The organism is Acinetobacter stercoris (assembly GCF_900323515.1).
Taxonomy (GTDB): domain Bacteria; phylum Pseudomonadota; class Gammaproteobacteria; order Pseudomonadales; family Moraxellaceae; genus Acinetobacter; species Acinetobacter stercoris.
The window spans coordinates 1-11,993 of record NZ_OOGT01000121.1 but is presented as its reverse complement, the minus strand read 5'-3'; the positions used below and the strand labels follow the sequence as shown (position 1 = coordinate 11,993).

10 protein-coding genes are annotated in these 11,993 nt (G+C 37.2%); 5 read left to right on the top strand and 5 right to left on the bottom strand.

Annotation, left to right across the window (positions count from 1 at the left end; translation table 11 throughout):
* Positions 1-150 precede the first annotated feature (150 nt).
* Positions 151-594 carry a universal stress protein gene (locus tag KPC_RS12535; RefSeq protein WP_121974699.1) on the top strand — a complete coding sequence of 148 codons (444 nt, stop codon included), beginning with the start codon at positions 151-153 and terminating at the stop codon, positions 592-594.
* A 40-nt stretch (positions 595-634) separates the two neighbouring features.
* On the opposite strand, the gene KPC_RS12530 is transcribed toward KPC_RS12535, so the two are convergent.
* The gene (locus KPC_RS12530; protein WP_121974698.1) at positions 635-967 is read right to left on the bottom strand and encodes an MGMT family protein; all 333 of its coding nucleotides are present in this window, start codon (positions 965-967) and stop codon (positions 635-637) included.
* Positions 968-1,075: 108 nt separating this feature from the next.
* On the opposite strand from KPC_RS12530, the gene KPC_RS12525 reads away from it, so the two are divergent.
* Positions 1,076-2,053 carry an alpha/beta fold hydrolase gene (locus KPC_RS12525; RefSeq protein ID WP_121974697.1) on the top strand — a complete coding sequence of 326 codons (978 nt, stop codon included), beginning with the start codon at positions 1,076-1,078 and terminating at the stop codon, positions 2,051-2,053.
* A gap of 131 nt (positions 2,054-2,184) precedes the next feature.
* Here KPC_RS12525 and KPC_RS12520 read toward each other — a convergent pair whose 3' ends face one another.
* From KPC_RS12520 to KPC_RS12510, 3 genes are all read right to left on the bottom strand, one after another.
* Positions 2,185-3,684: a cation:proton antiporter gene (locus KPC_RS12520; RefSeq protein ID WP_121974696.1), complete on the bottom strand. Its 1,500-nt coding sequence runs from the start codon at positions 3,682-3,684 to the stop codon at positions 2,185-2,187.
* Positions 3,685-3,939: 255 nt separating this feature from the next.
* Positions 3,940-4,827, bottom strand: a complete 888-nt coding sequence (ypfJ, locus tag KPC_RS12515; protein WP_121974695.1) for a KPN_02809 family neutral zinc metallopeptidase — start codon at positions 4,825-4,827, stop codon at positions 3,940-3,942.
* A 58-nt stretch (positions 4,828-4,885) separates the two neighbouring features.
* Positions 4,886-5,803, bottom strand: coding sequence for a DUF808 domain-containing protein (locus KPC_RS12510; RefSeq protein ID WP_121974694.1), 918 nt, complete (start codon positions 5,801-5,803; stop codon positions 4,886-4,888).
* Positions 5,804-6,001: 198 nt separating this feature from the next.
* On the opposite strand from KPC_RS12510, the gene trpS reads away from it, so the two are divergent.
* The 3 genes from trpS to KPC_RS12495 all read left to right on the top strand — a co-directional run bounded on the left by trpS (position 6,002) and on the right by KPC_RS12495 (position 9,766).
* The gene (gene trpS, locus KPC_RS12505) at positions 6,002-7,015 is read left to right on the top strand and encodes a tryptophan--tRNA ligase (RefSeq protein ID WP_121974693.1); all 1,014 of its coding nucleotides are present in this window, start codon (positions 6,002-6,004) and stop codon (positions 7,013-7,015) included.
* A gap of 377 nt (positions 7,016-7,392) precedes the next feature.
* Positions 7,393-8,028 carry a YqiJ family protein gene (locus tag KPC_RS12500; protein ID WP_171334486.1) on the top strand — a complete coding sequence of 212 codons (636 nt, stop codon included), beginning with the start codon at positions 7,393-7,395 and terminating at the stop codon, positions 8,026-8,028.
* A gap of 31 nt (positions 8,029-8,059) precedes the next feature.
* Positions 8,060-9,766: a flotillin family protein gene (locus tag KPC_RS12495; protein WP_121974691.1), complete on the top strand. Its 1,707-nt coding sequence runs from the start codon at positions 8,060-8,062 to the stop codon at positions 9,764-9,766.
* Positions 9,767-10,141: 375 nt separating this feature from the next.
* Here the strand turns inward: KPC_RS12495 and KPC_RS12490 are convergent, their stop codons facing one another.
* Positions 10,142-11,746: an isocitrate lyase gene (locus KPC_RS12490; RefSeq protein WP_121974690.1), complete on the bottom strand. Its 1,605-nt coding sequence runs from the start codon at positions 11,744-11,746 to the stop codon at positions 10,142-10,144.
* Positions 11,747-11,993 lie beyond the last annotated feature (247 nt).

The window sequence follows — 11,993 nt, the reverse complement described above, 5'->3', positions numbered from 1 at the left end:
TTAGTGGAAATTGCTAGGTTTTATTTGCATAAATATGTTAGTTTAAATTATGAACTTAATATTTATATATCCCTATTAAATAGCTCAGGATTGTAAATATATAACTCAATGATAAAGTTATTTTAATGGCATTAAATAGTGAGATAAACTATGGCTTATGAACATATCCTTGTACCTATTGATGGTTCTGAAACTTCGTTTGCAGCTGTACAACAAGCTGCGGATATAGCAAAAAACTTCCGTAGCAAAATTACGGTATTACAAGTTCTCGCAATTGATCCATATATTGAAGCACAATATATAACTGCTGTTCGTAGTAACGACATTATCGATAGAGCTAAACAAAATATTCAGGAAACACTGGATAAAGCCAAACAGCTTTTCCGTGATCAGGGTCTCGTTGTTGACACTAAAATTGCTGAAGGACAAGTCATTCATCATGAAATTGTTCAAGCAGCAGAAGAAGTCGGTGCTGATCTGATCGTCATTGGTTCACATGGTCGTACTGGTTTTAAAAAATTCATTTTAGGGAGCGTTGCGCAAAATGTCCTCGGGGAAGTCAAAATCCCCGTGCTCGTTGTACGCAAAGAATAAAATGAATAAGCTCCTTATTTCTGGCTGAATAAGGGGCTTTCTAATTTAGCCATTGAAATTTCTTAAGATTAATTTTATCCCCTACAACCAATATACCTTCTGCAATTAATTTGTTTTTTTGAATATTTTCACCCAATTCATCTCTGCTATTTAAGCTGATCTTTCCTTGCGAGTTAATCACCCTATGCCAGGGTACATCGACCCCTTCATCCAGATTCTTTAATACATACCCCACCAACCTTGCATGTTTAGGTAAACCAGCCATTTTTGCAATTTGTCCATAACTTGCGACCTTGCCGTAGGGAATGCGTATTACAACTTCTAATATCTGCCTAGCAAGCTCTTGTGAGGTTGAAGCATGTCGATTTGGCATAGATTGACCTTAAAATATCGCTTTTCAGTTTTTTAGCAAATGTATTTAACCCGTATATATTTTAGGCTAGTTTGTACAAGTTTTAAAATGACAATAAGAGTACATACTATGAAATGGAATTTCACAAACTTTTTATTATCCACATGCTTTGCATTCAGTATTTCTACTATCACAACAGTTCCAATACAAACTCAGGCCGCTTCTTCCGGGATTAATATTCAAAGCGTATTACAACAGGAAAGAAGCTGGGCTGGGCTACAGACCAAGCGTTTAAAAGTTGCCGATATTGACTGGGCTTATAGTGAAGGTGGAGATGTAAATAAACCTACAGTTATGCTCGTGCATGGTTTGGCAGGAAGCCGTGATAACTGGAATCGTGTCGCACGCTATTTAACACCTTACTATCACGTTATTGTGCCTGACCTACCTGGGCAAGGTGATAGTAAAGTACCTGCCGACTTTGACTATTCAATTCCCAATTTAACGGAAAAGCTACGTCGCTTTGCTGAAGCAGGTCATTTTGAAAAAAACATGAATATCGCAGGCCATTCAATGGGGGGAGCTGTAGCCTTACTCTATACCGCTCAATATCCTATTGATACAAAGTCTTTATTTTTAGTTGACTCTGCTGGTGTCTTTAAATCTGCCAATACACCTTATTTAAAAGATCCAACATTGCTACGCAATTTTGTGGTGCGTAAATCAGGTGACTTTGATAAGCTTTTCGCCATAGCAACTGCCTTACCACCTTTTGTGCCCAATGAATTAAAAGTTGAGCAAGAGAAAATGATGATTTCTCAAGCAGAAAATACAACTAAACTGGTTGAACAATTGGTTACTATGGCAAAAATTTATACTCCTGATACCTTTGCCCTTGCAACCCGCTCCATAGATCAACCCGTACTTATTGCATGGGGTGACAAAGATAAAATTATTAATGTGGAAGCAGCAGCAGAATTAAAAAGTCTACTCAAAAACGCACAAGAACCCGTTATCTTAAAAGGTGTTGGTCATATGCCAATTCTGGAACAGGAACAACTTCTGGTTAAACCTTACTTAGATTTCTTATCTAAGCATACCAGATAGCAGTCTTAATATTTTCCCATTAAAGCCAGAGTATTATTCTAAATTTAACTTCTAAGAAAATAAAAAAGCACAAAGAAAAACTTTGTGCTTTTTTAGCAGATGAATCAGCTCTGGCATCAAACTAAAGAAAACTAGAAGTTATTCGGGTTTTCCAAACGTCTTACTTCCTGAACTTTATCTGGATGGTGTACAGCTGCTACACCATCATCTGCCTTTTTATCAACCAAAGCTTCTGGATTATAAATCGTAATTGTTTCACGACCATTAGCATCCTCACCAACAATGTACTTGATTCCTTTACGATTCATTTTATTACACATACGTTGATACCAGCCTTTAAAGCCCTCTTTAGGCTCGTTAGGATTGTAGTAAAAGGCATTCATTACTGCTGGTAAACCCAGTCCACAGACAACACCTGACAGCAGCACACTAATAAAGGTATAGCCGATCAGAATACTGCTGTACTCTCGTAATTGTGGAATGTTGGCAACTGCCAAAATTAATGCAAGTGAAATACCACCACGTACACCACCCCAAGACAGGATTGCTAAACTACCGTTATATGTTTTTTTTCGAAATGACGGAAAAAATGCAAAAGCCAGATAGTTTGCAGCGAAACGTGAAATATGTAATGCAAAGAATGCAAAAATACCACCAAGGATAAGACTCGTGCTTAAATCCAAAATAAAAAGTTCAAGACCAATCAGGGTAAACAGGAAAGAGTTAATAATTCCTTCAACAGTATGCCAAAAATGATTCACTTCCCGAATCTCACGGTCTTGTAAAATTTCCTTCCATTTATTTCCAACAATCAACCCGCCAATTACACAAGCAATAGGTGCAGAAGCATGAGCATACAAGGCAATAAGGTAAGAACCGCATGCCAATAATCCCGTAGTCAAGATTAAAGATTCCATTTCATGTTTACCACGAAGTAAACGCAAAATAGCCAAACCAAATGCCCAGCCAATAATAACTGCAACTACGATCTCATAAAGTAGATTTTGCAAGGTTACCCAGATACTAAAATGCTCTCCCTCAAGCACATTGAGTAAGGTCATAAATAAAGCAATACACATGGCATCGTTAAATAATGATTCACCTTCCAGTTTAACCATCAAATGGTGCGGTGCACGAATAGAGCTAAGCACCCCTTTAATCCCAATCGGGTCTGTCGCACCTAAAGCAGAGCCAAGCAATAGTAAAACCAGAATTGGTACAGGGTTACCAATCAAATACTGGAAACCAAAAAGTATTCCACCAAACAGTACTGCACAGAGAACCAAAGCTATAGTTGCCAAGATACTGATCGGTTTCCAATAACTCTTCAAATCAGAGACTTTAAATTTCAGCGCAGATGAGGTCAGGATAAAACAAATTACACCATTCACTAAAAAATCATAAAAATCAATATGACGAACAGCTTCTTCAATGTTATGGATATTTATCGTAATAAAGTGGTTACCACTTAACAGACTAGCTCCCCATTGCAATAAAAAGACAAAAATTGCAGAAACAATAGGTACACCGATAGCCTGAGGAAAGTCTAAGATGCGTTTATTAAAAATAGTTGTAGCAATGGATAAAGCAAAGACTACTGTTAAAATTTGAAGAATAAAAAAATTACCCATGCATACCCTTTATCAATTATTTGTTTAAAACAGGAATCACAGACTCAAAACATTTCAAAAATGTTATATGAAAAATAGAGAATGCGATTAATTTTACAAAAAAAGTAGTGAGCATAGTTTGAAAAAATACAACTTTTTTACATAAAAAATCACTTAAGTATTTCAACTCAGAATAAAGAAAGATTAAATGATCACTTTAATGACATTTAAATAAAAAAAAGAGGACATCAGCCTCTTTTTTTTATTTATAAAAATCTATATTGTTGAATTAAAAGTATCACAGCGATTGATATCACCCGTTTTTAATCCTGTTTGAAACCATTGCATACGTTGCTGACTACTACCATGAGTAAAGCTATCTGGTACAACCTGCCCAGTAGAACGTTTTTGCAGATAATCATCACCAATTTTATGTGCAGCATCCATAGCGACTTCAACATCGCCTTGTTGCAAAAAATTGGTTCTCTGTTGATTATGATTCGCCCACACACCCGCCAAACAGTCTGCTTGCAACTCTTGACGAACTGACAATTGATTGCCCTGTACCTTACTGGATTGTTGTCTAGCACGTTGTACCTGAGAAGAAATCCCCAACAGGTTTTGTACATGGTGCCCCACTTCATGAGCAATCACATAAGCTTTTGCAAAATCACCCGCTTCTTTAGCTGAAGAATTAGAATCTCCCGTAATTCCCATCTGTGTACGCATATCCTTAAAAAACTCTGTATCTATATATACAGTTTGATCTGCAGGACAATAAAAGGGCCCCATTGCAGATTCAGCAGAGCCACAACCAGAATTGACCACACCACTAAACATGACCAACTTTGGCTGTTTATATTGCATACTATTTTGTTGAAATATGGGAATCCAGGTATCCTCCGTATCTGCCAGAACAGTACGGACAAATGCGCCATCCTCCTTTTGTTCCGCAGTCAATGCAGTGGGATCGGCTTGTTGTGACTGAGTTTGATTTGTAAGCTGTTTTGTCGCTTGATAAGTTTGTTGCGGGTCAGCACCAAAAAATTTCCATGCTACAAAAGCAACAACAAGACCCACAATACTGATTCCACCAGCTTTGGCACCTCCCCCACCCCTTCGGTCTTCAACATTGTCACTTTCACGTCTACCTTTCCAAAGCATAGCGATCATCCTTATTTATTCTATGGGACTATTTTAACTGTACTTTTACCATTTTAAATTACGCTTTTTTTCGTATTTTTTGAATCAGTGATACACATAAAAGTACAATAAATCCTGCAACAATACCAAAAATCAAGTTTAATAAAGTCGGTGTGAGCGCACCAATGATACTTCCAACATTTGGAATCAATTCAATATGGTCTACGGTATCTTCAGTGACATGGTGTAATAGTGGAACTGCATGTGCGATGATACCTCCTCCCACTAAAAACATCGCAATCGTACCAACGATAGATAACAATTTCATCAAAATTGGTGCAAAAGCCAATAGGCCTCTTCCAATAGCCTGTTGAAAACCTGATACTTTTTGAGTTAGATATAATCCAAGGTCATCTATTTTGACAATCATGGCAACAAAACCATAAACACCAACAGTCATCACTATTGCAATTAAAGACAGTACCGTCACTTTTGTCATAAATGCTGCTGTTGCGACAGTACCAAGTGAAATCACAACAATTTCAGCAGATAAAACAAAGTCTGTACGTACAGCACCTTTAATTTTCTCTTTTTCGAATTGTGCTAAATCAATTTCTTTTTCATTAAACTCTTTGGTTGCTTCTTCCACCGAATCGGCTTTTTTATGTTGAAATGTGTGTATAACTTTTTCAACGCCCTCATAGCACAGAAATAAACCACCCAGCATTAACAGAGGGTTGATTAGCCAAGGAGCTACCACACTAATCAATAAAGCTAAAGGAACTAAAATCAGCTTATTAATAAAAGAGCCTTTTGCTACCCCTAAAACAACAGGTATTTCACGTTCAGCTCTCACGCCTGTCACTTGCTGAGCATTTAATGCTAAATCATCCCCCAATACACCAGCGGTTTTTTTAGCAGCAACTTTGCTCATAACTGATACATCATCAAGTACTGTCGCAATGTCATCCAGTAAAAGAAGTAAACTACTCGCCATTTTTTTTTCCTTATTTATTCTATTTACGTATTCTAAATAAAATTAAATGTGGTTTATATACTGATTAATTGCTAATTCGTTTTTTATTTTATTCAATTTCGTTGTTTTTTTCGCTGACATTAAAAAAAATTATGCCGTACAATGTGTGACATTCGTAGAAACAACACATGTCGTCTCTAGCGACTTTGGATATAGATAATGAGTAATCAAGACAATCGTCCTGTGATTTTGACAGGCGACCGTCCTACAGGACAACTTCATTTAGGTCATTTTGTCGGATCTTTGCGTTCTCGTGTAGGTTTACAAGACACACATCATCAGCATTTGCTTTTAGCTGATGCCCAGGCTTTAACCGATAATGCCGATAATTTTGAAAAAGTCCGCCGCAATATCATAGAGGTTGCAACCGACTATTTAGCTGTTGGTATTGACCCGAGTAAAACAACAATTTGTGTACAATCTTGTTTACCTGCCTTAAATGAACTAACAATGTTATACCTTAACTTTGTTACTGTTTCTCGTCTGGAACGCAATCCAACGATTAAATCTGAAATTCAAATGCGCGGTTTTGAACGCGATATTCCAGCAGGTTTCCTATGCTATCCTGTAGCACAAGCTGCTGATATTACAGCATTTAAAGCAACAGTTGTACCAGTTGGTGAAGATCAGATCCCAATGATCGAACAGACAAATGAGATTGTTCGTCGTCTTAATCGTCAAATTGGTCATGAAATCTTACCCGAATGCAAGGCACTACTTTCTAATATGGGGCGCTTACCTGGTTTTGATGGTAAGGCAAAAATGTCGAAATCGCTTGGTAACACCATTGTGCTTGATGCCTCAGACAAAGACATTAAAAAAGCTGTTAATGCAATGTATACCGATCCAAACCATTTACGTATTGAAGACCCAGGTCAGGTTGAAGGTAATGTTGTCTTCACTTATTTAGATGCTTTCGACCCAAATAAAGAAGAAGTTGAAGAACTTAAAGCACATTATCGTCGTGGTGGCCTTGGTGATGGTACAGTGAAAAAACGCCTCGAAGGTGTATTAAAAGAGATGATTGGTCCTATCCGCGAACGTCGTCAGGAGCTTGCTAAGGATCCTGATTATATTATGGATATTTTGAAAGAAGGCACTGACAAATGTCGTGTAATCACTCAGAATACTTTAGATGAAGTTAAAAATGGATTAGGCGTTTTTCATTTTTAAAAGAAAATAATCTCTAATTTCAAAATAAAGCCCCATAGAATTGGGGTTTTATTTTTCAGATAAATTCATCACAAAAATTACATTAAATAACAAAATATTCACATTAAAACCTAGTCATAATTTTCTTAATGTCCTATTATTAATCCAGAGCAAATAAGTTGGTTATAACTTATTGTCACCATTTAACCGGATCTGTGAGAGCAGATTCGTTGTACTACGCAATGACAACCCCAATCATTGCGTATTTTTTTATTTAAATTTTCTAATTAATAATTCATTTATAACATATTTGTTTTTTTTGATTGAACTATGTCCTATAAATTGATTTAATCAAAATAGATTTAACTTTTACAAAACAATTATATTGAGCTTAAATAATAATGTGGGAACTTATAACTCATCCTTCTAATCTTATATTCAGTATTAGTATCTGTTTAGTTTTTTTACTAGGCATAGTTGAATGTTTGTTATTAATTGCTGGTTCGTCTTCTCAAGGAATCCTGGAGCAGTTTGTACCAGATCATGCTCATCCAGATTTTGAAGTCAATCCAGATCATGGTCTTGTAATTAGACTCCTGGATTGGCTTTATATCGGACGAATTCCTATTTTAGTCTGGTTGATTATATTTCTGACCGTTTACGGCTTATTTGGTCTAATAAGCCAAATGCTTATTGCAAAACTCACGACAGGCTTCTTACCGATCTGGATTATTGCACCTGGTTGTCTCGTTTTATGCATGCCATTGGTTCGTTTTTCATCTGCAATTATTTCAAAAATTATTCCTAAAGATGAAACCACAGCAATTCACGCTCAAGATCTTATTGGACGTAAAGCAATTATTATTCTAGGTGAGGCAAAACCAAACTCTCCAGCAGAAGCCAAAGTTCAAGATCAGTTTGGACAAATTCACTACATTCTGGTTGAACCAGAGCTTGACATCATTTTTAAACAAGGCCAAGAAGTCTTGCTAACCCAAAAAACAACTCTTGGATTTCAAGCAATTGAAGTCTAAATTTTATAATCAAAGTAACGAGAAAATTTAAATGATAAGTTCTTCTTTATACCAAATACTCATTATTGCAGGTGTTATCTTACTTGCACTCATCATTATTGGAATTATTATTGCCCGTCTTTATAAACGTTCAAGTAAAGAAGTATCATTTGTTCGTACTGGCTTTGGTGGCGAAAAAGTCATATTAAATGGTGGAGCAATTGTTTTACCAGTTTTACATGAAGTCATCCCTGTTAACATGAATACTTTACGTCTGGAAGTAAAACGTGCCGCAGATCAGGCATTGATTACACGAGACCGTATGCGTGTTGATGTTATGGCTGAATTCTATGTACGTGTGAAACCATTAGCAGAGTCAATTGCAACAGCTGCTCAAACTCTGGGTAAAAAGACGATGTCTCCTCAAGAGTTAAAAGATCTGGTTGAAGGTAAGTTTGTCGATTCGTTACGTGCCGTTGCAGCAGAGATGGCAATGGAAGAATTACATGAGAAGCGTGTTGATTTTGTTCAGAAAGTTCAACAAGTTGTTTCTGAAGATTTATATAAGAATGGTTTAGAATTAGAAACCGTTTCTTTAACGGGTCTGGATCAAACCAGTTTTGAATATTTCAACCCTCAAAATGCATTTGATGCTGAAGGTCTGACCAAGCTAACCGAGACTATTGAAGATCGTCGCAAAAAACGGAATGACATTGAACAAGATAATGATCTAGCCATTAAAGCAAAAAACCTGGAAACCGAACAGGCACGTTTGCAAATTTTACGTGAAGAAGAATATGCCAAGTTACAGCAAGAACGTGAAATTGCGATTCGTCGCGCTGAACAACTTGCTGAAATTGCATCGCAGGAAGCCGCAAAAAAACGTGAAGCTGAAGAAGCTCGTATTGCTGCCGAACGAGAAGTAGAACTTAAGCGTATTGCATCGGCTCGTGATGTTGAAAATGAAAACATTCAAAAGGCACAGTTGATCCAGAAAGCTCAAGTTGAGCAGAAAAAAACGATTGAACTTGCTGAACAAGATCGTGCTATTGCCATTGCGGAAAAATCACGTGCCGAATCAGAAGCAAAAGCACAGGCAGACCAGGCACGTGCGGCAGCGGTAAAAGCAGAGGAAGAAGTTTTAACTGTACGTGAAACACAACGTGCAGAACGTGAAAAGGCTGTTGAGTTAGTTGCAGCAAAACAGGCTGCCGAAAAAGATGCAATCGCGATTACGGTCGCAGCAGAAGCAGGTAAAAAAGCGGCAGTCGATGAGGCTGAAGCTGTACGTATTAGTGCTGAGGCGGAAGCTGAAAAACTTCGCTTACAAGCTAAGGGTGAAGCAGATGCGAAAAAACTTCTCACAGAAGCACAGGAAAAACAATATCAGGTTGATGCTGAAGGAACACGTGCCGTTAATGAAGCAAACAATGTCCTCTCTCCAGAACAAGTCGAAATGCAGGTACGTCTGGCATTAATAAAATACTTGCCTGAAATCATTCGTGAAAGTGTAAAACCGATGGAAAATATTGATGACATCAAAATTTTACAAGTCAATGGGTTAAATGGTGTAAGTAGCTCAATTACAACATCTGAAAGTGGTGAACAACAAGGACAAACTGCATTATCTGATCAAGTTGTGAATAGTGCCCTACGCTATCGCTCACAAGCGCCTCTGATTGATAGCTTAATGAATGAACTCGGAATTAATGGTGGTGATATTAATGGTCTAACTCAAGGTCTAAAACCAAAGCCATAAAACAGTAGTCAACTTGAGGATCATAATAATGATCCTCTTTTATTTGCCACCACTTAGAACTTATTAGAAAGAGAAACAAGATATTTAATCAAAGTATTATACATTTTTTAAATTCGAAAAATTCAAACGTAAATGCAAACGATTATTTCCAAGGTGACTAGACTCACTTGATATAACCACAAAAACCAACATAAGAAATTAAATTTTAATAAAATTATTAAATAAACCAGTTGAGTCTCACGATTCTTTGTTTGATCAAATCCACAAAACATCTCATCAATCGATATGGATATTCAGTATAACTCTGAGATTTAGATCATTTATTTCATCACAAAAAAACCCTGCTTTCGCAGGGTTTTTGAATCAATTCACAACTTAGTGAGCAGCGAACTGGTTCATTGTGTTTTTAGCATCATCATGAGCTTTCAATGCATTGTCACCAGAGAAGATTTCTTTGTGATCATCACCGATGTCAGAACCAGCCATAGCCTGGTGTTTAACACATGCAATCGTACCACGAATCTCTTTACGTTGTACTCCAGCAACATAAGCCAGCATGCCTTGGTCGCCGAAGTAACCTTGAGCAAGCTCGTGAGTAGAAAGAGCAGCTGTATGGTAAGTCGGAAGAGTGATCAAATGATGGAATACACCCGCTTCACGAGAAGCATCCGCCTGGAATGTACGTACTTTCTCATCTGCATCAGCAGCCAATTCAGTATTATCGTACTCAGCGCTCATCAATTTAGCACGGTCATAAGCAGAAACATCTTTACCTTCAGCAACCCAACGATCATAAGCTTGTTGACGGAAGTTTAATGTCCAGTTGAATGATGGTGAGTTGTTATAAACAAGTTTCGCATTTGGAACAACTTCTTTAACACGGTTAACCATGTGAGCGATTTCTTCAACGTTTGGAGTTGCAGTTTCGATCCAAAGTAAGTCAGCACCATTTTGAAGACTTGTGATACAGTCTAGTACAACACGGTCAATTTGAGTGCCTTCACGGAACTGATATAAACCAGAAGCTAAACGTTTTGGACGGTGTAATTTACCATCACGCTTGATTAAGATTTCGTCTTCTTGTGCATCAGCAATGTCGATTTCAGTTGTATCTAAATAGCTAATATATTGAGAAGCAATGTCACCTGGCTCTTTAACCACCGGGATTTTTTGAGTCAAGTCTGCACCTTCAGAGTCGGTACGAGCAACGATGATACCATCATCAAGACCCATTTCTAAGAATGCATAACGTAATGCATGGATTTTAGCTATGAAGTCTTCATGAGGAACTGTTACTTTACCAGCTTGGTGACCACATTGTTTAGCATCAGATACTTGGTTTTCAATTTGAAGCGCGCAAGCACCAGCTTCGATCATTTTCTTAGCAAGCAAGTAAGTTGCTTCTTCGTTACCAAAACCAGCATCGATGTCAGCAATGATTGGCACAACATGAGTTTCGAAGTTATCAATTTTAGCAGTAATTTCAGCTGCTTTTGCAGTATCACCAGCATCGTTTGCTTTTTTAAGTGCACGGAATAAATCATTTAGTTCTTTAGCATCAGCTTGACGTAAGAATGTATAGATTTCTTCAATCAAAGCTGGAACTGAAGTTTTTTCATGCATAGATTGGTCAGGAAGTGGACCAAACTCAGAACGAAGAGCTGCAACCATCCAACCAGAAAGATAGATATAACGTTTACTAGTAGTACCGAAATATTTTTTGTTCGCAATCATTTTTTGTTGTGCGATGAAACCGTGCCAGCAACCCAAAGATTGAGTATATTTGCTAGAATCAGCATCGTATTCAGCCATATCACGACGCATAATCGCAGCTGTGTATTTCGCAATATCTAAACCAGTTTTGAAACGGTTTTGCATTTGCATACGTGCAGCATCTTCAGGACTGATGTCTGCCCATGTGTTGCCGAATTTAGCTTTTAATTCGCGGATTGCATCAATCGCTGTTTGGTATGTAGTCATGATATTTTCCTGTAATAATATTAGGATTTCATCAATCGAAGGACTAAAATCTACTCGGTATTTATTTGTTCAGATTTCGTGCACTTCGTTACGATGAATACAGCTTAGTTTGAGAAAAAAAATTAATCCAATATCCTGAGTTAATCTTCAGTATTTTTTTAAAAAATATANAGATCAAAGTCGTATTATAATTGTGATGTCAAAAAGTAAGATATTGATGTTATTAAATAAATAAAAAATACATATT